Origin of the sequence: Enterococcus sp. AZ011 (assembly GCF_050548355.1) — a bacterium.
GTDB lineage: Bacteria > Bacillota > Bacilli > Lactobacillales > Enterococcaceae > Enterococcus > Enterococcus faecalis.
Window position 1 is genome coordinate 2,579,191 of the sequence record NZ_CP172959.1, and the last position, 24,952, is coordinate 2,604,142.

Annotated in this window: 25 protein-coding genes; 2 read left to right on the top strand and 23 right to left on the bottom strand. The window is 39.7% G+C overall.

Annotated features, from left to right (window positions below; all coding sequences use genetic code 11):
• Positions 1-109: 109 nt before the first annotated feature.
• The 9 genes from ireK to gmk all read right to left on the bottom strand — a co-directional run bounded on the left by ireK (position 110) and on the right by gmk (position 9,848).
• Positions 110-2,266 (bottom strand): serine/threonine protein kinase IreK, encoded by a 2,157-nt coding sequence (gene ireK / locus IGL36_RS12430; RefSeq protein ID WP_002370103.1) that lies wholly within the window; start codon positions 2,264-2,266, stop codon positions 110-112.
• Complete coding sequence (locus IGL36_RS12435; protein ID WP_002354922.1) at positions 2,263-3,012, bottom strand: Stp1/IreP family PP2C-type Ser/Thr phosphatase; 750 nt, start codon at positions 3,010-3,012, stop codon at positions 2,263-2,265. Before IGL36_RS12435 ends, ireK begins: the two co-directional genes overlap by 4 nt.
• A 1-nt stretch (position 3,013) precedes the next feature.
• Positions 3,014-4,393 carry a 16S rRNA (cytosine(967)-C(5))-methyltransferase RsmB gene (rsmB, locus tag IGL36_RS12440; protein ID WP_002354921.1) on the bottom strand — a complete coding sequence of 460 codons (1,380 nt, stop codon included), beginning with the start codon at positions 4,391-4,393 and terminating at the stop codon, positions 3,014-3,016.
• Positions 4,394-4,398: 5 nt separating this feature from the next.
• Positions 4,399-5,340: a methionyl-tRNA formyltransferase gene (gene fmt / locus IGL36_RS12445; RefSeq protein ID WP_002398166.1), complete on the bottom strand. Its 942-nt coding sequence runs from the start codon at positions 5,338-5,340 to the stop codon at positions 4,399-4,401.
• Positions 5,333-5,827: a peptide deformylase gene (gene def / locus IGL36_RS12450; protein WP_002371656.1), complete on the bottom strand. Its 495-nt coding sequence runs from the start codon at positions 5,825-5,827 to the stop codon at positions 5,333-5,335. Before def ends, fmt begins: the two co-directional genes overlap by 8 nt.
• 26 nt (positions 5,828-5,853) lie before the next feature.
• Complete coding sequence (gene priA / locus IGL36_RS12455) at positions 5,854-8,286, bottom strand: primosomal protein N' (protein ID WP_002398167.1); 2,433 nt, start codon at positions 8,284-8,286, stop codon at positions 5,854-5,856.
• 345 nt (positions 8,287-8,631) lie between these two features.
• Positions 8,632-8,778, bottom strand: coding sequence for a putative holin-like toxin (locus tag IGL36_RS12460; RefSeq protein WP_002383235.1), 147 nt, complete (start codon positions 8,776-8,778; stop codon positions 8,632-8,634).
• Between the two features lie 148 nt (positions 8,779-8,926).
• Positions 8,927-9,229 (bottom strand): DNA-directed RNA polymerase subunit omega, encoded by a 303-nt coding sequence (gene rpoZ / locus IGL36_RS12465; RefSeq protein WP_002354916.1) that lies wholly within the window; start codon positions 9,227-9,229, stop codon positions 8,927-8,929.
• Positions 9,230-9,233: 4 nt separating this feature from the next.
• Positions 9,234-9,848 (bottom strand): guanylate kinase, encoded by a 615-nt coding sequence (gene gmk, locus IGL36_RS12470; RefSeq protein WP_002354915.1) that lies wholly within the window; start codon positions 9,846-9,848, stop codon positions 9,234-9,236.
• A gap of 222 nt (positions 9,849-10,070) precedes the next feature.
• Here gmk and IGL36_RS12475 point away from each other — a divergent pair, with 222 nt between their 5' ends.
• A complete protein-coding gene (locus IGL36_RS12475; protein WP_002398168.1) occupies positions 10,071-11,552 on the top strand; it encodes a DUF1958 domain-containing protein in 1,482 nt (493 codons plus the stop codon).
• Positions 11,553-11,595: 43 nt separating this feature from the next.
• On the opposite strand, the gene IGL36_RS12480 is transcribed toward IGL36_RS12475, so the two are convergent.
• The 13 genes from IGL36_RS12480 to gnd form a co-directional block, all read right to left on the bottom strand.
• Entirely contained in the window at positions 11,596-11,901 is a 306-nt protein-coding gene (locus tag IGL36_RS12480) for a hypothetical protein (RefSeq protein ID WP_002383233.1), read from the bottom strand.
• A gap of 55 nt (positions 11,902-11,956) precedes the next feature.
• Positions 11,957-12,841 (bottom strand): YicC/YloC family endoribonuclease, encoded by an 885-nt coding sequence (locus IGL36_RS12485; protein ID WP_002398169.1) that lies wholly within the window; start codon positions 12,839-12,841, stop codon positions 11,957-11,959.
• A 16-nt stretch (positions 12,842-12,857) separates the two neighbouring features.
• Positions 12,858-13,076: a YdbC family protein gene (locus IGL36_RS12490; protein WP_002381076.1), complete on the bottom strand. Its 219-nt coding sequence runs from the start codon at positions 13,074-13,076 to the stop codon at positions 12,858-12,860.
• 175 nt (positions 13,077-13,251) lie between these two features.
• Entirely contained in the window at positions 13,252-13,722 is a 471-nt protein-coding gene (locus tag IGL36_RS12495; RefSeq protein ID WP_002398170.1) for an ASCH domain-containing protein, read from the bottom strand.
• A 165-nt stretch (positions 13,723-13,887) separates the two neighbouring features.
• Entirely contained in the window at positions 13,888-14,541 is a 654-nt protein-coding gene (locus IGL36_RS12500; RefSeq protein WP_002359031.1) for a bifunctional 4-hydroxy-2-oxoglutarate aldolase/2-dehydro-3-deoxy-phosphogluconate aldolase, read from the bottom strand.
• A 4-nt stretch (positions 14,542-14,545) separates the two neighbouring features.
• The gene (gene uxuA, locus IGL36_RS12505; RefSeq protein WP_002388613.1) at positions 14,546-15,619 is read right to left on the bottom strand and encodes a mannonate dehydratase; all 1,074 of its coding nucleotides are present in this window, start codon (positions 15,617-15,619) and stop codon (positions 14,546-14,548) included.
• A 23-nt stretch (positions 15,620-15,642) separates the two neighbouring features.
• A complete protein-coding gene (locus IGL36_RS12510; RefSeq protein ID WP_002398171.1) occupies positions 15,643-16,095 on the bottom strand; it encodes a PTS sugar transporter subunit IIA in 453 nt (150 codons plus the stop codon).
• Positions 16,096-16,172: 77 nt separating this feature from the next.
• Entirely contained in the window at positions 16,173-16,679 is a 507-nt protein-coding gene (locus tag IGL36_RS12515; protein WP_002354904.1) for a PTS system mannose/fructose/N-acetylgalactosamine-transporter subunit IIB, read from the bottom strand.
• 21 nt (positions 16,680-16,700) lie between these two features.
• On the bottom strand, positions 16,701-17,573 hold the full coding sequence (locus IGL36_RS12520) for a PTS system mannose/fructose/sorbose family transporter subunit IID (RefSeq protein WP_002354903.1): 873 nt from the start codon (positions 17,571-17,573) through the stop codon (positions 16,701-16,703).
• Between the two features lie 20 nt (positions 17,574-17,593).
• Positions 17,594-18,430: a PTS mannose/fructose/sorbose/N-acetylgalactosamine transporter subunit IIC gene (locus IGL36_RS12525; RefSeq protein ID WP_002354902.1), complete on the bottom strand. Its 837-nt coding sequence runs from the start codon at positions 18,428-18,430 to the stop codon at positions 17,594-17,596.
• Positions 18,431-18,442: 12 nt separating this feature from the next.
• Positions 18,443-19,549, bottom strand: a complete 1,107-nt coding sequence (locus tag IGL36_RS12530) for an iron-containing alcohol dehydrogenase family protein (protein WP_002388614.1) — start codon at positions 19,547-19,549, stop codon at positions 18,443-18,445.
• 14 nt (positions 19,550-19,563) lie between these two features.
• Positions 19,564-20,565 (bottom strand): D-isomer specific 2-hydroxyacid dehydrogenase family protein, encoded by a 1,002-nt coding sequence (locus IGL36_RS12535; protein WP_002398173.1) that lies wholly within the window; start codon positions 20,563-20,565, stop codon positions 19,564-19,566.
• Between the two features lie 12 nt (positions 20,566-20,577).
• Positions 20,578-21,513, bottom strand: coding sequence for a phosphogluconate dehydrogenase (NAD(+)-dependent, decarboxylating) (gene gnd, locus IGL36_RS12540; protein ID WP_002378979.1), 936 nt, complete (start codon positions 21,511-21,513; stop codon positions 20,578-20,580).
• 376 nt (positions 21,514-21,889) lie between these two features.
• Here gnd and IGL36_RS12545 point away from each other — a divergent pair, with 376 nt between their 5' ends.
• Entirely contained in the window at positions 21,890-22,777 is an 888-nt protein-coding gene (locus tag IGL36_RS12545; RefSeq protein ID WP_002383224.1) for a MurR/RpiR family transcriptional regulator, read from the top strand.
• A gap of 1,126 nt (positions 22,778-23,903) precedes the next feature.
• On the opposite strand, the gene IGL36_RS12550 is transcribed toward IGL36_RS12545, so the two are convergent.
• Positions 23,904-24,620, bottom strand: a complete 717-nt coding sequence (locus tag IGL36_RS12550; protein ID WP_002354895.1) for a PBECR4 domain-containing protein — start codon at positions 24,618-24,620, stop codon at positions 23,904-23,906.
• Positions 24,621-24,952 lie beyond the last annotated feature (332 nt).

Here is a 24,952-nt window from a genome sequence, read left to right on the forward strand (position 1 = left end):
AGGAGCAGCTTCTTCTTATTGCTGAGAAACACTATTTGAAAAGCAAATAGATGTTAAACAGTACCTACTTGGTTCTTGAAGCTAAACACTCCTGTCCCAACCTCTTGTCTTAATTACTCGTACTACTTTCACTAGTGGTGCTTTTTGAATCATTTGCTTTTGAATAATAAACCGTAACAGAGTCGCCTTTTTTAACTTTGCTGCCAGCGGATGGGCTAGTTCGTTCAACGACTTGGCCATCGCCAGAGCCAGATAATCCTTGTTCATTGATTTTAAGGCCAGCGTTATTGATGCTGTCTTCTGCAGCTTTTGGCGAATAACCTGAAATATCAGGAACAGTTACTGAGTCACTGCCTTTGCTGACATGTAAAGTAATCGTGTCATTTTTCGGATCAACAGCGGTACCAGAAGCTGGTTCTTGACTAATCACGGTATCTTTTTCAACTTTGTCGCTTTCTTCGTCCACTCGTTTAATTTGAGATTCTGGGATACCTAAAGCAATTAAGCGACTTACCGCATTATCGTAAGAAATTCCGCTATAATCAGAAAGTGTCACTTTGTCGCTACCTTTACTTACATATAATGTCACTTGACCATTTTTAGGTGTCACGGTGCCCCCTGGTGCGGGGTCTTGCGTAATGACTAAACCTGGTTCTACCGTATCGCTTGCTTGGTCGACACGCGTAATTTGAGATTCAGAAATGCCTAACTGTGCCAGTGCATTTACTGCATTTGTGTAAGAATAACCGGCGTAACTAGGCAAAGTAACCGCTTCTGGTCCTTCACTGACCGTTAAAGTGACGTTGTCTTTTTTCGGATCAACTTTTTTACCTGCAGCTGGTTTTTGTTTAATAATGTTATCTGTAGACACAGAATCACTGTATTCTTTTTTCGTTGTAATTTGGTCTTCTGAAAACCCTAGTTTTTTCAAGGCTTCGACAGCAGATTCATACGATTCGTTTGTATAATCGGCCATCTCAATTTTTTCTGTTCCAGAGCTGATGTACAAAGTAACAGATCGGCCTTTTTTCACAGATGATTTTGCTTCGGGGTCTGTTTTGACCACCTTGCCTTCTTCAATCTTATCATCGGGAATTTTTTTGGTTTCACTATCGACTTTCAGCCCGGCACTTTGTAGCGCTTGTGAAGCGTCCGCTTTCGTTTCATTTGTAACATCAGGAACTTCAACGTCTTTACCACCCGACATTGCAAAGGCTAAGCCACCTATTGCTAAAGCAATTAATGCCGCAATTGCTAAGCCAATCCACAATTTTTTACGGTTTTTCTTCGGCGGTTGTTCAGCTAAAATGTCATCTGCGATATCTTCTGGGACTTCGACAGGCGTTGTCTCTTCCGGTTCAGCGATGTCTTCGGGAATCGGAGTTAATACTTTCGTTTCTCCTAATAAAGCCGTTGGTTCCCACGCAGGTTCGTTTAAACGACTGGCTGACAAGGACGTGTATAAGTCTTCTGCCATCTCATTCGCTGTTTTGTAGCGATCGCTTGGGTCTTTTGCTGTTGCATGACGAACCACATTTTCCAATGATTGAGGAATCCCTGGATCAAACATTTTGACAGAGGGAATTTCTTCTTGAAAATGTTTTAAGGCAATCGTTACGGCTGATTCACCATCAAAAGGTACATTCCCTGTTAGCATTTCATAGAGAATAATTCCCACAGCGTAAATATCTGATTGGTTGGTCGCCATGCTTCCGCGCGCTTGTTCTGGCGATAAGTAATGCACCGAACCTAACATTGTGTTCGTTTGCGTAATTGACGTTTCTGACAAGGCAATCGCAATCCCAAAGTCAGTAATTTTGACTGTGCCGTGTTCGTCAATCAGAATGTTTTGCGGTTTTAAATCCCGGTGAATAATTCTATGTTCATGTGCCATTGCGACAGCAGATAAAATTTGTTGCGTAATGTCCACAACTGTGGAATAAGGAATTGGGAAATGCGTTTGGATGTACCGTTTTAAGTCCATTCCTTTCACATATTCCATGACTAAATATTGTAGTCCATCTTCTTCGCCTACATCGTACACACTGACGATATTCGGGTGAACCAGCTCAGTTGCGGCTAGTGCTTCACGCTGAAAACGTCGGATGGCGGCTTGATCGTTTTGGAAGTCAAAGCGCAAGACTTTTACTGCAACGTCTCGGTCTAAAATTAAATCGTGTGCTAAATAGACGTTGGCCATGCCGCCGCTTCCGATGCTGCCAATAATGTGATATCGACCATTCAGCTTCTTGCCGATTTCTATCATTGGTTTTCCTCCTTCTGTTCGTCAAAGTGTATCACTAACACGGTAATGTTATCTAAACCACCTGCTTCATTTGCTTGGGCAACGAGTTGGCTTAATTTGGATTCTAAGGGATCTGACGTCTCTAAAATTTCTAAAATTTTTGTCTCAGGAACCATATTGGTTAAACCGTCCGAACATAACAGTAAATAGTCATTAGGCAGCCATTCATGATTGGTTACATCGACTTCGACAGTGCCAGGCATTCCCAAAGAACGTGTTAGGACATTTTTTCGTGGATGATTTGCAGCCATCTCACGAGTAATCTCCCCTGATTTTACTAGTTCATTCACTAAAGAATGATCTTCTGTTAATTGTAACATGTGTTGGTCACGAACTAAATAAGCACGACTGTCCCCCACATTTGCTAAGACAAATGAATCCGGTAAAAGGATGGCACCAACCACGGTTGTCCCCATTCCTAAATACTCTGGTTTCGATTGTCCGCGTTCATAAATTTTTTCATTTTCCTTTTGAATTGCTTGAATTAACCACTGTGCAGATTTTTCAGCTGAGTCGACAGACGCATTGGACCAACTCTCACCTAAATTATTGACTGCCATTTGGCTAGCGACATCACCTGCTTGGTGACCACCCATGCCATCTGCTAAAACAGCAAAGGTTATGTGTTGTTGGTTCTCAAAAACGTTGGCATAATCTTGGTTCGTATTTCTTTTGCGACCGACATCTGATTGAACGTTGATTTCCAAATTATTTCACCTCATTTGAACTAACTTTCCGCATACAGCAAATAAAGAAGCCATCTGTCATGTATTGATGGGGATACAGAACCAGTTCTTGCTCTTTTACTACTGCTTGGACATTTTCATTTGCAACAATTTCAATTTTTTCAAATTCAGGGTGTTTGGCTAAAAAGGCTGCCACTACTTCCTGATTTTCTTCTGGCGTAATAGTACAAGTGCTATAGACCATTATACCCCATTGTTTTAGTGTTGGGGCAACACTTTCTAAGATTTCTAACTGAATTTTAGGTAAATTTTGAAAATCATTGGCCGTTTTATGGTATTTAATGTCTGGTTTACGGCGCATTAGCCCTAAGCCTGAACATGGTGCATCAACTAAAATCCGATCAAAGGTTTCTGCGGGAAATTCTTCGGCCACTTGTCGCGCATCAAGCTTTTCTGCTTGGACGACATCCGCCACATGGAGGCGTTGCGCATTTTCATTAATTAGCTTAATTTTGTGCGCATGAATATCTAAAGAGGTCACACGACCACCTGCTTCAGCCTCTAAAAAAGTTGCGATATGAGTCGTTTTGCCACCAGGAGCCGCACAAGCATCCAAGACACGATGATGCGGTTCAATTTGCATCGCTGGAGCCACGAGCATAGAGCTTTCATCTTGAATGGTTAAACAACCGTTAATAAACAGTTCACTGCCAGCTAAGTAGCCTTTTTCAGCGACAACACCATAAGGGGAAAGTTGACTTTCCTTCGCGGCAATCCCTGTTTCTTGTAATTCTTCCAGCGCTTCTTCTCGTGAAATAAACCGTGTGTTTACTCGGCCACTCGCATGGCTTTTTTCAAATAATGATAAACCTAACTGCCGTGTTTCTTCTTCGCCTAATTGGGCAAGTAATTTTTCTGTTAACCAACGTGGCATGCTAATTTCCGTGGCTAAACGATCAACTGGATCGCTAATTGCGGCCAAACTAGGTGCTCCATTTCGTTGGAACGCCCGCAGCACGCCATTCACGAATTTACCAATCCCAGGATTGCCACGACGTTTGCCAATTTCAACCGCTTCATTAATGACTGCATGATCGGGCACTTTATCTAAATAAAGTAATTGATATAACGATAAAATCAATAAATTTTTCACCCAATTATCGACTTTTTGCGGTTTCTTAACAAATGGTGTTAAGTAGTATTCCAACAATAATTTGCGACTAATTGTGCCGTAGACAAGTTCTGTAAACAAGCGGCCATCTTTCTCGCTTAGTTCTGATTTTGTCATCATTTCATTAAGTAAAAGATTGGAGTACGCCCCACCTTTATCCACACGTTCGATGGTTTCTAAAGCAACGTATCGAACAGAACGTTTTAATTTCTTGGGGATTTTTTCAGCCATTTTTGTTAGTCCACCTTATCTTTTTCTGCGACATTTTGACCAACGCCATTTAAAAATTCTTGAATCGTTAATTGACCTTTACCTGCTGGTTGCAGGCGATCAATTTGAAGGACTGTCCCTTCACCACAAGCAATCCATAGCGCTTTTTTACTACGCTGGATAATCGTTCCTGGGGCGCTAGTTGTTGTTTCAGTCAGTGGTGTCACTGCCCAAATTTTCCAGTTGGTCCCTTGATAGGTTGTGAACGCTGTTGGCCAAGGACGCATACCACGCACTTGGTTATCGATTGCCTCAGCAGTTTTTTGCCAGTCAATTCGTTCTTGTTCTCGGGTAATATTTGGTGAAAAAGTAGCCTCTTCTTCCACTTGTGGAATAGGCGTGATTTCGCCAGCAATTAGCTTGGGTAACGTTTCTAATAAAAGTTCTTTTCCTAGAATGCTTAATTTTTCAAACATGGTGCCTACATCGTCTTGTTTCGTAATCGGAATTGCACGTTGCGCTAAAATCGCGCCAGCATCCATTTTTTTCACCATTTCCATAATCGTGACGCCTGTTTCTTTTTCTCCTTCAATAATCGAGTAATGTACAGGTGCGCCGCCACGATATTTTGGTAAAAGTGAGGCATGGACATTAATCGCACCTAGTTTGGGCGCTTTTAAAATTTTCTCTGGTAAAAATTGTCCAAAGGCTGCTGTCACAATTACATCTGGTGCTAAGTCAATCACTTTTTCCATTTCAGGAGAACCTGAAATTTTCTCTGGTTGTAAGACTAATAAGTTATGTTTTAAAGCTGCTTCTTTGACAGGCGTTGGGGTAATCACTTTTTTTCGGCCAACTGGTCGATCTGGTTGCGTGACAACCGCTTGAACGTCATAGCCTGCCTCGATTAAACTTTCTAAAATCGGAACAGAAAAGGCTGGTGTGCCCATAAATACAATTTTAGTCATCAAAATGTTCCTCCATATACGCTTCTAAATCTTCTGGTGCAATTTTCTCAATCATTTTATCGATAAATAACTCGCCGTTCAAATGATCAATTTCGTGTTGAAAAGCTCGAGCTAAATAACCGTAAGCCGTAACTTCCATTTCTTCACCTTCACGGTCAAAATAACGGACAGTCACTTCATCTGCTCGTTCAACGGTTCCATATGTTTCTGGAATACTTAAACAGCCTTCCACATCAATACTGGTTCCCTTTTTTTCAATAATCACTGGATTAATTAGTTCAAAACGACCAGATTCTTCATCGATTTCAATCACTGCCATTTGCAAATTTTTACCAATTTGCGGGGCTGCTAAGCCAATCCCATCATGGGCCAGCATTGTTTCATACATATCCTCTAGTAACTGCACAATTTCATCGGTAATAATCGTCACAGGTTGAGCCTTCATTTTTAAGTGTTCGTTCGGGTGAATCACAACTGGATAGCGCATAAGTGCTCCTTTCAAAGCTGTATTTTTTAAATAAAATTCATGGGTTCTGCATCAATGGAAAGCTTTAAGCCACGAGCCGTTGCTCGTTGTGTATCGGTCAAAATTTCTTTCAATAATGGTTGAAGCATTGGTTCTTGTTTATACTTGATAATCACTTGATAAAAGTAACGATTATTGACACGCATGATTGCGTTGGGCGTTGGTCCCAACAAAATAGCTTGCGGCGATAAGCCTTGTTTTAATTTCGTCGCGATTTGAAACATTTGTTTCGCTGCTTCATTTTCTTCAGGATGGCTAGCCGTAATTTGGACCGTAAAATAGTACGGTGGATAATCCCCACGATGACGAATATACATTTCTTTTGTATAAAAATCTTCATAATCTTGGGCTTTTGCCAATTGTATCGCATAATGCTCGGGGTTAAAAGATTGAATGATGACTTCCCCCGGTTTTTCAGCGCGACCAGCGCGACCGCTGACCTGTGTCAATAACTGGAAGGTCCGTTCACTGGAACGAAAATCGGGTAAATTCAAGGCGGTATCAGCATTTAAGACACCGACTAACGTCACATTTGGAAAGTCCAGTCCTTTGGCAATCATTTGTGTGCCTAATAAGATATCCGCTTGTCCTTCACCAAATGTTCGCAAAATCTTTTCATGCGCACCTTTGCGACGGGTCGTATCAACATCCATTCGGAGAATACGACTGTCTGGTAACAACGTTTGTAATTCTTCTTCTACTTTTTGTGTGCCTGTTCCGTAGTAGCGAATTTTATCTTGGCCACAGTTAGGACAGCGATAAGGAATCCGTTCTTCATGTCCACAATAATGACATTTCATTGTTTTGCTATCCATATGCAAAGTTAAGGAAATATCACAATTCGGACACGGCAACACATAGCCACAATCGCGACACATCACAAATGACGAATAGCCACGGCGATTAAGTAGGAGAACACTTTGTTCGTTTTTCTCTAAGCGTTCTTGGAGTTTTTCTTGCAACGACATGGAAAAAGAAGAGACATTGCCATTTTCTACTTCTTGCCGCATATCCACTACATCAATCGTGGGCAAGGTTGCCGCTTGATTGGCACGCTGTGTTAATCGTAACCGCTGATAAACATTTTTTTGTGCGCGAGCGCGTGATTCCAAGGACGGCGTGGCACTACCTAAAACAACAGGGCAATGATGGTACTCCGAACGCCAAATCGCTAAATCTCTCGCGTGGTAGCGGGGGGTTTCTTCTTGTTTATAACTTGCCTCGTGTTCTTCATCAATAATGATCACACCGATGTTTTCGATTGGCGCAAAAATGGCAGAACGCGCGCCAACCACCACTTCCGCTTCTCCTCGTTCAATCTTCCGCCACTCATCGTATTTTTCACCTTGCGATAAGCCACTGTGCATTACAGCAACATGTTCGCCAAAGCGACTTTTAAAGCGTTGCACCATTTGCGGAGTTAAAGAAATTTCAGGGACAAGCATAATGGCTGTTTTGCCTTGGTTAAGAACTTCTGCAATGACCTGTAGATAAACTTCTGTTTTCCCGCTTCCTGTAATACCTTCCAATAAGTAGGTTTGGCTTTGCTGTTCTTGGACCGATTGTAAGATTGTTTCCACAGCCACCTGTTGTTCTGCATTCAAAGATAACGCAGTCGTTTTTTCAAACGTCTGATTAGCAAACGGATCACGATACGCTTCTTTTTCAATGAACGTTAACCAGCCATTTTTGGCGGCTTCATTTAAAAATGCGGTACTGAAACCTAATTCTTTCATTTCCTTCACAGCGGTGACTTTTTCAGTGCCCAAGCGTTGTAAATAGTAAAGAAGTTGCTCTTTCTTCTTAGCTCCCTTGCGTAACCCCAAACGAATTTCCTCTAGTTGTTCAAATTCCTTAGCGGCTTGAATGAAGCGGACCATTTTGACTTTATTTCTCGTCGTAACTTCGTAGCGAATATCGACTTTTTGCTGTTTACGCAACGCCATTAGTTGAGGCAAAAGCCCACGTTCTTGCGCTTGGTCCCACGAAATTTCCTCTAAACCATAAAATAACTGATCTTGTAATTCTTCAGAAAGCTCATCCGTTAAATAAATATATTTTTGGTAATCGGCACGCATTACGCTAGGTAACATGGTTTGCAAACAAGTGATTTTAAAGGCAAACGTTTTTTCCTTCATATAATCAGCTAAAGCCAACATTTCTGTATTTAAGACAGGTTTTAAATCCAACACCGCCACTAGTTCTTTCAACTGAACATTGGTTTCGTCAAGAACCGTTGCAGCCATTGGTTCAATGGCTAAAACAAACCCTTGAACATGCCGATTACCGTTACCAAAAGGCACTTCTACACGCATGCCGACAGCCAATTGCTCATTTAAATTTTCAGGAACTAAATAAGTGAATGGTTGATCGGTTTGCATCGTTGGTACATCCACAATAACTTTGGCTACTTTTTGCATGGTGCATCCTCCTTTTTATGTAAATTCTCTTTGCCTATTGTACTAAAGATTGACTGATTTGTCTTGTGTGTCTCGTTGTTGTTAAGCTTAGTTAATTTCCCCTTAAAATATAAAAAGCTAGCTTTCCTAAACAAATGATCTAAGAAAGTAGCTTTTAGTAATCCTCTTAAAATACTTTGAAACTTACACTGCTAACTAGTGTTAGCACTCTACATTTTTTTATGGTATAATCATTTTGAAAGAGAGATGTTGGTCCATCTCTCTAACTGTAGAATCATGACAGTAACTTAGTTTTTACTTAATTAAAAAGAAATAACCAGTTAACCGTTCAAAGTTTATGACTGGTTATTTCTTTTTGTCTTTTTTTAGCAAAGTGACAACCAAACTAATCAACGCAATGGTATATAAACCAAAGTCGAAAATTAGTCCGATTACATCTAATGCGGACAAATACGGCTTTCCCCTTTCATAGATTTCAGTACTTATGCTCATAAGCACCACCACCTTCCAGAAGTAGCCACCGTCATAACTTATCTACAAAAACAGTATACCACAAAAGTCATCCCACAACATTTGCAATCACAAAAAAACAAGCCTTTACTTGAAGAAAGCTTCAATCATAGACTTGTTTTTCATTCAATTAATTTTTTTCGTCACGTAAACGGTTTTCTAATTCTTTTTGTTCTTGTTCACGTTGGCGTTTGCGTTCTTCACGTTCAATGCGTAGACGTTCGCGTTTTTCTTCAGGATTTGGATCACTGATCACTGTTCCTGCTTCGATTTCTTCTAACGCACGACCTACACTTTTTACAGAATCAAAGGATTCAACGGTTGGTTGAACGCCTTCATCTAATTCATGCGCACGTTTGCTTGCTAAAATAACCAAAGAATATTTTGAAGGGACTTCTTTTAATAATGAGTCAATTGACGGTTTTAACATCATAAGGCTACATCTCCTCTAACATTTTAATATATTTTCCAATTACACGGTCAACACGGAAGTGCTCACTCGCGATAATGTCTTTAATTCGTTGCACGGCTAAAGGAACTTCATCATTCACTACCGCATAATCATACAGCGCCATCATTTCGATTTCTTCTCTGGCCACAGCCATTCGTTCTTCAATCACAGACATTTCGTCTGTTCCGCGGCCAATAATTCTTGATTTTAATTCCGCTAAATCGGGGGGTGTCAAAAAGATAAATACGCCATCAGGCACTTTGTCTTTGACTTGTTTAGCCCCTTGGACTTCGATTTCTAAAAAGACGTCTTTGCCTTCATCTAGCGTCTGGTTAACATACGTTAATGGTGTCCCATAATAGTTACCAACATATTCCGCATATTCCAACATTTCTCCAGCTTCAATCATCGCTTCAAATTCTTCTCTTGAACGGAAATAGTAATCTACTCCATCCACTTCGCCTTCTCGCTGTTTCCGAGTGGTCATTGAGATTGAATATTGAAAATCATTTTCTTCACTGTCGAAAATAGCCTTTCTTACAGTCCCTTTCCCCACTCCTGAAGGACCTGACAATACGATTAATAACCCGCGCTCTGACATAACGACTTCCTTTCAAAACATAATTTCACAGTATTAGTTCTATTTTGCACTTTTTTTCTGCAATTTTCAAGACTTTCTTGGAGATTCACTGAAAAAATAACATTTCTTCTTTAATTTGGCTTTCATAACTTGTTCTTTTTTTAAACAAATTACCTAGAATTCCTATACAGGCAGCCATTTTTTAAGTAAAATGAAGTGATGACTCCTTTAGGATGAAAAAACGTGAATAAGAAAGGACTGAGAAACATCGCACGAATTAAACCATTTACATTGTTTCTGCTAGGCTTAGTCGTCAGTTGTGGGGCCTTTTTTGCCCAACCTACTGTGACTCACGCAGAAGAAGATATTACCGCGATTGCTAAAAAAATGGGGACGACCCTGAAAGAGGATGGCATTCCCAAAGCAGCCATCGTTGTTGATGCTGATTCTGGAGAAATTCTCTGGTCGCAGCAACCAGATTTAGCGTGGAATCCTGCCAGTATTGCCAAAGTGATGACCATGTACTTGGCCTTTGAAGCAATGGAGCAAGGAAAATTTACAATGGATACCACTGTGACTGCTACGCAAAAAGATGTCGATATTTCTAAAATATATGCCATTAGTAATAACAAAATTACGTTAGGTGTTGCTTATCCAGTCCGTGAACTATTAAAAATGATTGCTGTCCCCTCTTCTAATGTGGCGACTCTCATGTTGGCAAATTTAATTTCAGGGGACCAGCCTACTGACTTTGTTCATTTAATGAATCAAAAAGCGGCTGAATTAGGGATGACAAATACTACCTATTACAACTGCAGTGGGGCGCAAGCAAGTGCCTTTAACGGCCTGTATCAAATGCAAGGAATTGACCCAAATGGCGATAACGTCTCTACAGCTAGAGATTTAGCTTCACTAACCTATCATTTTCTGAAAAATTATCCAGAAATTTTAGAAATCACCAATAAACCAGTGGTGAAAACAATGGTCGGCACGCCTTACGAGGAAACGTTTGAAGCATACAATTATTCTTTACCAGGCGCTAAGTATGGTTATCAAGGCGTGGATGGTTTAAAAACAGGCTCTAGTCCAACAGGCGGCTTTAACTATATTGCGACTGTCAAACAAGGAGATTTCCGTTTAATTGAAGTCATTTTAGGCGTTGGTAATTGGCAAAACCAAGATGGTGAATACGAACGGCATGTGGCTGGGAATGCTTTGCTGGACTATGCCTATACGACATACGAACGCAAAAAACTTTTAGACAAAGGACCACAAACCATTGATCACAAAAAAGTCACTTTGGCTAACGATTTATACGGTGTCGTTCCCAAAGGCAGTCAGCCTACTTTTAAATTAGTAGCAGGGCAGGTGCAAGTCGACACGCCCTTGACATTATTAAATAGTACGGTTCAAGCGCCAAAAGTGGCTTACCAAGAAGTTAAGCCAAAACAAACAACAGCGGAAGCTGCGGAAGAATCAAACGAACATTCTGGGGACACCACCGTTGCAGAACCGAATCATTTTATTCCCAAATCGATTGCCACAAGTGTTTTAGTCCTTTTCGGGCTGATTTTCTCAGTAATTACCCGTCAGCTTCAAAAACGTTTAGAACGTCAGAAAAAACACGGCAAAGAAAGCAGTAAAACTGCATCCATGCGGACAATCTTTTTAAGTGCCGCAGTTCTTTCTTTCCTATGCGCCGTTGGCTTGTTTCTTTTATTCTAATTAAAAAAAATACCACCAAGCGTGAAATGCTTGGTGGCATTTTTTATAAGCCCATATTAGAAAGCGTATTGACCACGTTCATCAATTCATCGCGACGACGAACTTGTTTGTCGACAGGGCCGTCAACTTCTTTCACGTCAATGCGAACAACAAAATGACGATTCAAAGTAACAAACGTGTCTTCGTTAATTTGGATATTTAATTCTGTTTCAGAATAGCTTGCACAAGCATCTTGCCAGACGTCAAATGGTTCTCTGTCTGAAGCGACTTCTGTTTTTACCACAGAACGACCACTTAATTCTTGAAAGGTTACATCATAAAATTTAGTCATTGCTTTCACCTCTGTCATTTATTCGTTACTTCTATATTATAGCGTTTTCTGGAAAAACACGAAACCATTTTCTCTATTCGACATTTTGAATTTGTTCACGAATCTTTTCTAAGGTTGTTTTCATTTGAACGACACTATTTTTTATTTCAATTGGACTTGATTTCGAACCAATCGTATTGACTTCACGGTTCATTTCTTGAATTAAGAAATCTAGTTCTCGGCCCACTGGTTCTGTTTCGTCAAGCAACTGATGCAACTTATCAATATGGATATCCAAACGATCTAATTCTTCATGAATATCGCCTTTTTCCAATAAAATGGCCATTTCTGTTAATAAGCGTGTTTCATCCACTTGGCTACCTAACCATTCGTTTAATTTCGCTTCAAAACGTTGACGGTATTCTTGTTCAAAAACGCCCACAAACGCTTGCAGTTCTTGAATTGATTGGGTCAACACTGCTACATAGTCAAGCAGGACTTGTTTAATTTGCGTTCCTTCTTGCACACGGCTTTGGTCAAGACTAGCGATGGCTGCTTCAAATGCTTGAACAAGAAATGGTTCAAATGTCTGATCAACGATTTCTGCTTCCACTATTTCGACAAAATCATTTTGCTTTAATAAATGGTTGACCGTGTCCCCTGCATCAAACGTTGCTTCCGGATAGTTTTCCTTTAAATGTTGATCTACCGAAGTTAATAATTGATCAATTAAGTCCCACTGCACGCGTACTTCTTTTTGATTGTTGCCGATTTTTTGGAGATTTACATAGACTTCCACACGTCCACGTTTTAACGTGCGTTTGATTACTTGCCGAATCACCAGTTCATAGGCATTCAGTTCCTTTGGCATACGCAATAGAATATCTAAAAACCGCTGGTTGACACTTTTGACTTCAACATCCAATTGATAATTTTCATTTTGAATGGTCTTTTTTCCAAATCCAGTCATACTTTTCATTGACAGGGTGCTCCTTTTACATGGATTTAATTGTTTTGCTTAATTCAGCAAATTCTTCGTTAGTTAAGGTGATGCCTTTACCCATTTTTTCGTGATCAGGGGCCCACTCACGCAAATCAAATTTTGGTGGACGACCATTCCAACTAATTAAATTCAATTCTTTACGCCAGCCACGAGCATTCTCAGATAACACAGCGACTTCTTCTAAAATTTCATATGAAAATTCTTCTTTCATAACATTCACTCCTTGTTAGTATTCCTTAGGTTATTGTACCATCTTTTCCTCGACACTTAAAATACACATCTCTTTTCTATCACCCTGTCTATATAAACATACGCAACTTTTTCAAAAAATCAGTAAAAAAAGCGGCGACTGCTCGTTTCAATCGTGTCAGTCACCGCTTCTCTGTCTATTCTTTTTCTGTATAAAGATCCACCACTTCAAAACTTTGGCAAACTAACAGCATGTCGGGATAAAATTGTAGCTGATAGGGGACCAGTTCTTCTTTAAAGAACCGCGCATGCTCTTCATACCAATAATCCAGCGTCAAATCTCCTTCACCTTCCGCTTGTGCAAAAGATTCTGAGACCTTGTTCATGGGCATAATTTCAACTTTGGTTGTTCGAATAATAGCCAGCGGTTGAGACTGACCATCTAAAATTATGTCGTATTGACCAGCTTTAGGGAGTTGTTCTTCTTCCATCTTATAAATATCTAAAGAAGAACATGTCGCTGTCTTACGTCCAGAAACAACCAATTGACCCAAACGATTACCCATCTCAGAAGAGCCATCACCAAACATCCACACATCGGGCATCAACATATCTAATTCATGTTTATCTAAAAAGTTTTGCCAGAACACTTCTACATTTTTTAACATCCTTTGCTCTCCTTTTTATTTTTACTTCACGCAACCTTCTTTCACTAATTATACATAACTGATTGCTTTTCTCCTATACTATTTTTACAAAATGAAAACTAAAATAATGTCAGTAACATTTGGACAGAAAAAAGAGGACTAAGTAACAAAACTTAGCCCATCTTTTTATTTTGCTTGTCGTTCTTTGATTTTCGTAAGTAAAGATTGAACATGCTGGCGTGCCGAAGCTTCATCTTCTTGAAGCATCTTTTCCGATAAAATAAAGGAGCCGCCCACTGCTAATACTTCTTCTGCTTCCACATACTCTATAAAGTTTGTTTCATCAATCCCACCAGTTGGTAAAAATTGAACATCATAAAACGGGCCACTTAAACTTTTGATGGCTTTTAACCCGCCGTAAATATCGGCTGGGAAAAATTTAACCACTCGTAAGCCATACGCCAGCGCTCGCTGAATCTCCCCAGGCGTAGCTGTTCCTGGAAAAATAGGCACCTCATTTGCCAGACAAAAATCAATGACTTCTGGAACAATCGCTGGGGAAACAATGAACTGTGCACCGTTCGCTACTGCCTCTTGGGCTTCTTTCAAGGTTCTAACAGTTCCTGCGCCTACTATTAAATTCCCTGAAGCAGCAAGTTGTTTGATGGCAGGCAAGGCCAGCTGACTCCGAAAAGTGACTTCAATAAACGGTAATTCGTTTTCTACTAAGACTGATTCTACTTGTGGCAAATAGCGTAAATCTGTTGCAGTGTATAGTGGTAAAAGTTTACATGTCGCTAATTGTTGATACAGTTGATTTTTTTCAACTTTTGTTTCCATTCTGTCACTTCCTATTTTGTTTGGCTTTGGTTGCTTCGTACAGTCCTTGAATATAGGTCAACCCCATTGCTCGATCATATAAACCATAACCAGGCATCGCTTTTTCATCCCAAATTGCCCGCCCATGGTCAGGGCGAATAACGCCTTCATACCCTACGTCTACCAGTGCTTGCATTAATTCCGCCATATCTAACGAACCAGCGACACTCGGATGCGCCGTTTCTTCAAAACGATGCTCACCTAAATACTTCACATTGCGGAAATGAACAAAATTAATTCTGTGACCTATTTCACGAATCATAGTAGGCAAATCATTCGTCGGGTCCGCACCGAGGGAACCTGTACAAAATGTAATCCCATTTGCTGGTGAGTCCACCAAGGAAAGGATCCGTTTTAAATCCGCTAAATTTTTAGTGATTCTTGGCAAACCAAAAATTTCCCAAGGTGGATCATCGGGGTGAATCCCCATTTTGATATTTTCTTCTTCACAGACAGGAATCACACGTTCTAAAAAGTAGCGCAAATTTTCGACCAAATCTTCTTCTGTTACGCCGGCATACATGGCTTTCAATTCTTGAAATTGTTGCAAACGCTCCTCTTCCCAACCTGGTAACCGGAATCCTTTTGACTGACTGTGAATCAATTGATACATGTCTTCTGGCTGCATGTTCTCTACCACAGCTTGATCAAATAACAACGATAAGCTGCCATCTTCATTCTCATACGCCAAGTCCGTTTTAGCCCAACCAAAAATAGGCTTGAAACTGTAGCACACTAAGGAAATTCCGCATTTCCCCAAGTTACGCAACGTCTGGCGATAATTATCAATATAGTGGTCTCGTTGATCCGTCCCCGCTTTAATGGCATCATGAATAGCAACACTTTCAATTCCTAAAAGTGCTAATCCTTCTTGTTCCACCGATTGTTTAAGTGCCTGAATTTCGGCTACTGTCCAAACATCACCTGGTAGTTTATTTAACAAGGTACCGACAACACCAGTAATTCCTGGAATCTGTCGAATATGTTTTAACGGAATGGCATCGCCTGCCGCTCCGTACCATCTAAATCCCCATTTCATTGCTTTCACCCTTTACTACATTCTTAAAAATCATCGTCCTCATCCTCTTCATCCTCAAAGGAAGTCATAGAAATATCCCATGCTTGCACACTTTCTTTGCCTTGCGCAACAATCGCTTGCGCCGCTTCAGCAATCGGTGTGCCCAATAATTGATGGTTTATCGCTTCTAAGACCATTGGTAGGTTGGTACCACTCACCACAAAGATTTTCTTTTGTAGTGCTGGTTCTAGTTCGTTAATCACCAAAACTGCCTGATTGTAAGGACTCGCACTTAATAAGTCAACCATGACCACCACGCCATCCCCTTGTTGGACGTTCTCAATCGCTGTTTTAATTTGCCCGCCTAGTGCTTGGACATCGTCTCCACTATTTAGATTAACGGTTTCGATATTTTCGGTTGCGCCCATAATCACGGTAGCTGCGTCTTTCGCACCGTCACTTAGTGCACCATGTGTAGCAATCACAATCCCTAACATAAAAGTTCCTCCTTCAGTTCAGTGGCTTGAGTCATTACTTCAAACAGTCATGCAATGACTCAAGCGACTGGCCTTTTTTATAAATTAAATTTGCCTAAAACCTCTTTTAAACTAGTTTTTGGTGCAGAAGGCGTTGCTTGGAAATAAATATCTTCTACGCCATACACCTCATGTAGCTCTTTTAATTTTTCGGCATCTTCTTTGTTTAAATAAACAGATTTGGTTACTAATAAATCTTTTTCTGGATTTTTCTGTGCAATACCGCCGATGTTTAACTCCTTCATAGGGACTCCGTGTTTTACTAAGTCATAAATTACAGAGACGGTTTTAGCGATTAAAATACAGTTGTACTCTTTGAATTGGTATTCATCCCAATAAAATTTGGCTTTTTCCGGCGTAATGACAATGGTTTTTTGTCCTGTCCGACTGCCTGCACTTTTGTATAAATCACGCATAAATTTATCCTTTGCCACCACTTCATCGACAACGAAAATGGAATTAACGCCACTTTTTTGGGACAAGGTCACCATCACTTGTCCATGAATTAATCGTTCATCTACTCTTGCTAAATTTACTACGCCCATCTGATTCACGTCCTTTTCTTTTTATAAAATACCGACTGTTGCTAAGACAATTAAAATACCTGTTAACCACAATAATGCTTGCGTAACTTTCAAACCTTTTTTCGTATAGAACCAATACACGCCCATTACGACAGCTAGCGGTAAGAGTCCTGGGACAATCTGATCAAGAATATCTTGGACCACAAACTCACGGCCAGAAAGTTTAAATTGAAGGGTTGAAGAAACTTTGACATAATTACCAGCTAAAATTCCCATCATGAACAACCCTAAAACAGATAACATTTCAATGGCTTTTTGAATCCCAGCACTTTGCATTAAGCCTGTGGCATTCCGCCCCATTTTGAAGGATTGTCTCGCAAAGAACACACCTAACAGTACTTGATAAAGGGCAAACGCGACAAAGGGGAAAATCGCACCTAATGCGCTACCTTGTTGCGCCCACGGCACCGCAATCGCAATAAAAATATATTGAACCGTACCTGAGTCAATCGCATCACCAATCCCCGCTAACGCGCCCATCAAGCCAGCTTTGGTGTTATACATTAAATCATCTTGCATCATGATTTCGCGGCCTTCATGTTCTTCTTTGGCCCGCTCTTGTTCCATGGAAGCCATCAACCCAGTAATGACCCCGCCGCCCCAGCTTAATTGCGTATTGAAAAACAGCAGTTGACGCATATAAGCGGCTTTTAATTGTTCATCGTCTTTATATAATTTCTTTAAAAGTGGCATCATTGCGTACAATAACGAAGGCGCCAAGTAACGTTCAAAGGAATGGGGAATTTCATTGGCAAAATGCCAACGGAGATAGGCTTTTGTAACATCTTTATTGGTAATTTCTTCTGGTGCTAAATTCGTTGTTTTCGGCACGACTTTTTCTGTTGTTTCCGTCATTTCAGTTCCTCCTTTTTCTTTTAAAACCCGTCATCGTAATCGTCATCATCATCAAAATCAGTGGTGGCACTGGCGGAACCAGCACTTTCTGCTACAGGTTTGCCTTTTTGGACTTGCACAAAAATTAACGCAATAATTACGCCAAAGATGGCATACGTTACCATGGTAATTTCCAATGACTTAAAGACGATACTCATGAAGTATGCAAGGAAAAAGAAAACCAAGAAATCTTTTCGACCAATGACATAGACCGTTGTCGCAATCCCAATTGCGGCTAAACCACCACCGACTACTTCTAACACGTGAATCACAACGGTTCCTTCTAATGCTTTAATAATATCGGCAATGACTGGTGCCCCTAGATAAAGAGCAAAAAAGACTAATGGAACGAATAAAATAAATGAGGCAATCGTTGGATACCAGATAATTGAGCGGGCAATTTTTTTAGAATTTAGTTCAGCCACCGCACGATCGGTATACTTCCCTAAAAACGTGTTAATAAAGAAACGGAATTGATATAAATAACTTCCTAAAAGACCGACAGGAACCGCTACGGCGATAGCCGCTTCCGGCTTCAAATTCCCTAGCAACGCAACTGGCACAGCAATCGCTGCCGCAATTGATGGTTCTGCTGGCATAGAGCCACCTGGTGAAAAAACACCCATGTAAATCATTTGTAATGCTGCGGTGACAATCATCGCTTTCGGGACATCGCCCATCACTAAACCTGCTACTAACCCTGTCATTAAGGGCGAGAAACGCAACGTTAACGTTGCTCCTCCTCCAAGCCATCTGGACATAATTGCTGCCACCCAAAGCGCCATTATCAAACTTTGTAAAACACTTAACGTTTCCATAGTTCCTCCTTCTTATCCTTGGTTTTGGATATACTTTTCTAGTTCTTCAATCCCTTGACGTAAACGTTCTTCCGAAATCTCAATAGGAATTAAATGAACCTTTTCTTTTGAATCAATAAATTGAACCATTGCATCGAGTACTGCTTCTTCTTCTGGGTAAAGGCCCATTTGTCGTAACGACATGGGCAAGTTTAGCTCTTGATAAAAGGGGATTAATGCGTCTATGATGGCCCACCTTTTTTCCAATGCTAATTGATAGAAGATGCCGTAAGCTACTTTTTCGCCATGTAAATAGTCATGACTTTTGGGTAAAAATTTACTCATAGCATCATGCATGGCGTGTGCTGCTGCATTGCGGGCGTATTTGTCACCGAAGCCGCCGACTAATCCAGAAACAGCGAAAACAATTTCTGAAAGATGGACAAATTCAGGCGTGAGTTTGCCCTCGTCCATCGCTGCTAAGGCTGCTTTTGAGTCCCGCATAATCGCTTCTTGCGAAAGCTTGGCGGTCGCTCCCGCTAATTGTAAAAAGGGTTCCCCTTGCAAATGGGCTTGGCGTAAAATGGTCTCTGATTCATACCATTTCGCTAACGTATCAGCTAAACCAGCGACAAAATAATCACGGGGCGCATCCAGAAGCAACTTAGGATCAGTGATTAAAAACGCAGCTTGGCGAAAGAAATGTTCCGTTTTGCCTTCGGCCGCGCCATTTTCTTGATACATCACAGCTAACGGTGTCCACGGCGCACAGTTACTAGCCAAAGTAGGGACTAAGCCAAAATTCAGATTGTTTAAATGGGCGCTGTAGCCCACTAAATCGGCTAACTTACCGCCGCCGACTCCCAGAAGAAAGTCAATCTGGTGTTCCTTTATTTGCTGTGAAATTTGTTCGGCGCCAAAATAACTACATTCTCCTGTGTAAGTGTGATAGAAGAATTGATACTCTGAATCTGCCAAGAATGGCAAAAATGGCTGAGCTTTTTCAAAGGATACGGTGCCATGCACCACCAAAATTCGTTGGGCGTGATATTCCTTGAAAAGTGACGGCACCGAAGTTAAGGCGCCTTCGTGGTAACGATAAAATTGCGGTCCAACTTTCACTTTTAAATCAGTTAACATGCTCCTCCTCCTTCTTAACTAACGTAACGACTGACTTCTTGCACTGCCCGTTGAGGTAAAATACCTTGCACCACGTCTTCCACATCTTGCACGCATTTTTCTCCCATCGCTTGCAGGCATTCCATGGTATAAGCGGAGGTGTGCGGCGTCATTACTACATTTTCAAACGCAAGATAAGGATGATTTTTCCGACCTGGTTCCTCTTCTAAAACATCTGTCCCAAGCCCAGCAATTTTGCCCGATTGTAAGCCGGCAATCATGGCTTCTTCATCAATCAAGGCGCCTCGTGCGCTATTGGAAAGATAGACGCCGTCTTTCATCTTGGCAATTTCCGCCGAGCCAATCATGTGATAACTTTCTTCAGTTAAATTGGCACATAAACAAATGATGTCAGCTGAAGCTAGCAACGTATCTAAGTCTACTTTTTTGGCTCCATAACTTTGCAGATAAGTGGCGGATTTATAGGGATCATACGCTAACACGTCACAGCGAAATCCGTTTCGTAACGTCTCCACGACACAACTTCCTGTGTTCCCAACACCAATGACACCCACAGTTTTGTTAAATAACGTCCGACCGACAAAATTCGCTCGTTTTTCCCATTGATCTGCTTTAACGCTGGCATCTGCAGCCACAGTTTGCCGTAAAACAGCTAGCAAATTTGTGACATTGTTTTCCGCCACGGCATCTCGTTCTACTAAAGCTGGGATGATGGAAACAATTGTGTCGTGCTGTTTTGCAGCGTCTAAATCGATGTTGTTATACCCAATGCCATGACGAGAAATCAGCAACAATTCATCTTTATGTTCAAAAAATTCTTTCGCGAAAAATGGCGTCACGCTAGCAATAATAATCGTATATCCTTGTAAACGTTCCGCTAACTCTTTGCCACCAATTTCACTGTCGACTGTAAAATGCTTCACGGTGCCTATTTTTTCTAAGCGCGTCAAGTGTTCAGGAAAAATTTGACCAAAACTACTGGAATTCACTATGGCAATTTTTTGTTTTTTTAACATGACTAAACTCCTTTACTGACTTTTTACGACTTCATGCCCGCCAAATCCTTGTCGCAAAGAAGCGACCACTTTGTTTGAAAAATGATTTGCTAGCATACTTTCATTTCGAGTAAATAAGGACAACGCCGTAGTTGGGACGGGCATCTCCAAACGCAATGCTTCTTCAATCATCCATTTGGCTTCGCCATTTGCTGCCACTTTCCCTTCTAGATTGGCTAACGTAGGATTTTCCGCAAAAACCTCTTTCGCTAAGCCCATCAAGCGAGCTTCAATAATCGAGCCGTGATTCCACACATCGGCTACTTTCTCCAACGCAAAATCATATTCGGCAGCTTCTAATAAATTGAATCCTTCGCCCATGGCTTGCATCATGACGTACTCAATCCCGTTATGCACCATTTTCAAATAGTGACCAGCTCCTGATTTCCCAGCATAAAGATACCCTTGTTCACAAGCTAAATCTTCAAAAAATGGGGTTAACACTTTGACAGCTTCAGGCGCACCGCCAACCATTAAACACGCTCCTTCCCGCGCTCCTTTGATGCCACCAGAAGTACCACAATCAATAAAATAAATTCCTTTTTCCTTGGCAAGTTGAGCATTCGCGACACTATCATGAAAATTTGAATTGCCACTATCCACAATGATATCCTCTGGTGCTAATTGCTCTACCAATTCTGCCACTAATTGATTGGTAATCTGACCAGCGGGGGTACTTAAAAAAATCACCTTCCTTTTATTAAGCGCTTTCAATAATTCCGGCAACGAATCTACAACGGAAAGACCCTGTTCTCTAGCAGTCGCTCTTGCTTCCTTTGTTACATCAAAGCCAATAATGGGCCAGCCTTGTTCGTGAACATTTAATGCCATGTTCAAACCCATTTTCCCAAGTCCAATAAAGCCAATGTCCATTTTTCTTTCACCTGCCTCTTTTGATACTTCAATCATAAAGGATAAAAAAAATAATGTAAACGATTACACTAATTAAAAAATATTTTTTTATTTTTTAGCAAAAATCTTGCCTACTCAAAAGGTAAAACGTTTTTATTTTTAAGGAGCTTTCATACAAAAAACACAAGTAAATCTCTTGGTATCACGTTCTTTTTACTGGCTACTTTCTTTAGTTGAGAGAAGTCTTTTCAAGACCCCTTCATTTTTCAGAAAAAAGATTATTTATTTTTTTTTGGCTTTTTTTAAAGAATTTCTTTTTTGTGGAGAAAAAGAGAAATTGTATTTGTCCTCTTTTTCCACTATAATCAGTCTATACCAACAATGAAAAGGCATTCATTTTATTTTAAAAAAATAAGATTGGAGGAACGTGTTAATGAAAAACCACTATTTGGATCAACGGATTCGGATCAAAAAACCGAATTTGAGCCTCACAGAAAAGAAAATTTCCGATTACTTTGTTCATTCTGAATCATTATTGACACAAATGACGTTAGAAAGTCTGGCCAACGAAATTGGCGTCTCCCAATCTTCCGTGTATCAATTTGTAAAAAAGATTGGCTATTCTGGGTTCCAAGAATTTAAAATTGATATCGCCAGAAATTCTAATTATCAGCCGACTTTTCAAAACGTCAATAGCGTGAATGGCGCCGATGATATTTCACCAGATGATGATAGTATTACCATTGCTAAAAAAGTCTTACAAGCCAATATTTATTCCCTCAGTAACGCCACACAGTTCTTAACAAAGGAGCTGTTAGATAACGTGTTGGCTTTGATGTACTCTGCCAAAACACTTCACTTTTTTGGGCAAGGCGGCTCCTCGATTGTGGCTTTTGATAGTTTCCATAAATTCATTCGGACCAACTATCGATGCAACTACATTTTTGATTACCACATGCAGTTAAGCTTTGTCACAAAATTAACCAGTGAAGATTGCGTGTTTATTTTTTCCCATTCAGGCAAAACCAAAGAATCAATCAACCTAGCACGACAAGTAAAAAAAACCAACGCAAAAATGATTACGTTAACCGGTAACAGCGGTTCAGAGTTGGCAGGCTTGTCCGATGAAGCAATTATTGTCGTCACCGAAGAAGGCTTGTTTCGTGCGGAATCCTTGGCTTCACGGATTAGTTACTTAACGGTAATGGATATTTTATATACAAATACGATGTATCACAATTTTGATCAAAATGCCGATTCCTTGAAAAAAATCCGTGATAACATTAGCACAACTAAGACCGATCCGCATTATTTGTCGTAAAGAAAAGTCTTGTTTGTTAGTAGTTGCTTCTGCTCCCACCCTTTATCATTTTTAAGCCTGGAACAAAAATCCAAAATGATTGATGTTCCAGGCTTTTCCTTTGAAGTTTTAATCCTTTGCTTTCTCAGTGCAACTACTCAGGATTTATATTTTTTATCCTTACGAACAGTATCATTAGAATCATCCAGATATCGACTACTCTGAAAAGTAGATTATACTCATACAGCCAAGTTGCTTGCGAACAGACAAGAAAGACTGAAAATATAATGGGTAGGCAAAATAACCTATCTTCTTTTTCCGTTATTGAAATAATTAATAGCGTTAATAAAAATAAAGGAATAAAGAGGAAGTGCATAACCATTTGAGTAACAACTATCGATACAGTAATCGTGTGCTTGTCAAATAGCTGAACTAGTATTGGATTAAACCAAACAATGGCGACTATTACTAACGAAAAATATTTAGTCACGCTTTCCAGCCTTATTACATACAACAATCCAAAGAAAATTAGTAAACTAATAATGATATCTTTATAAGTAAAAAAATGTTCATAATTCATAATTTTTTTCGTTTCATCTCCACTCAACTTGCTTAACTATTCAAGGTTTAGGTAAATCACGTTTCCCATTTTCTCACATGATCGTTCAAAGAAACAGAACGTTGTTTGGTGTTTTAAAACGTAAAAGTTGAGCAACATATCCTGTCTAAACATTTACTTGGCAGTTTATTTATAGAAAAATTGTTACTTTCCAAATTTTTGTATGCTTTTTAGAAATGAAACCAAGCTTATGTTTTAATGTTTCTTATGCAAATCATTAAAACGAAATCCCCCAAATTTCGCAACTCTTATCATTTCAGATTGTGATGTTCGTCCAATTAAAAAGTGATAGTACTTCTTAACGTATCGTTATTAAATTTTAAATTCAAAGGGGCTACTCTCTTTAATTTTGTTTCTGATTTTTTCTAAAAGTACTGTTATGTAAGTAATAAGTTCTATACTGGACTTGTAATAGAAAATAAATTTAATTCTTTACAAAAATTAGTATAAGAGAACCCCTTTTTTCATTCTACGACATCATTAGCTGACGATATATAGCAAATTACAAACTAAGTTAATGACGTAATCTTACTTTTTTCTTCTTTTTTTCTTACTTTTTTCTGCCTGTATTTTTTTAAAAAATTCTTGCCTATCTTCTAATTTCCAAGTACCCTGTTCTGTTCTTTCATATATCCAAATTTTTGTACACCGACAGGCGTTACGAAACGAGGTATGTTGTTTCGCTTCTTTATCCTGAGCAAGATTTAAACAAGAACGAGGAATTGAGAATTCTGGATGATCATGATATAAGCCAATCCCTAAACCAATCTTAGGCGTACTGATTGTGTTCGTCATAGGAATTGTTCTTAATTGTCCGTCAGCGCCTATTCTGACCACATCTGTCTTTATGCTTTTAATGTATTTCAATACCTGAAGCTTATCTTTTACTTTTCTTGTACTTTCTACCCAACATTTTGAAAAGTTCAATTTATTTCTTTTAAAGTCTCTATAAAATTCAATAGCATACTTACTTTTCGTTCTTGACTTAGAGGTTTCTCTTTCATTAATATCATAATAACTTATCCCAATTAAGTGCAGAATACTCTCTCTAGTAAAACAAACTTCTAGTTTTTCTTGTTTACTTTTCACGTTTCTTTTATAGAAATAAACTATTTTTTTATTAACAACTTCTACATCTAAAATTTCTAAAACGGCAATAAGTTCATCAAATAAATCTTTACAACTTAAATCACTTGCCACTAATTCTGTTAATCGGAAAGTTTTAGTTACTTTAGCTTCACCCATTCCATCCCTCCTCTACGTTTTCATTTTGATAAAAAAAAACAAACGTGCAAAAAGCACGTTTGTTGAAATATCTCATAAGAGGGTGCATTATTTTCAGCTTTCGCCTAGGCTCCTTCTAAGCCTTCGTACTTTAAATAAATATGCTGATAGTTTATCAACCCTCTGGCTACTAAATGTATCAGCCTCTAGATCCTTTGTTCATAACGACTTGAAACAGTCAGCTATGAATTGAGAAGTATCATTGGAGTGTCATGCACCGTGACACTGAAAGTAAGTTTTCGATGATTGGCTCTATCATCACTCCAGATAATCTGGTACCCTTTCAGGTGAGT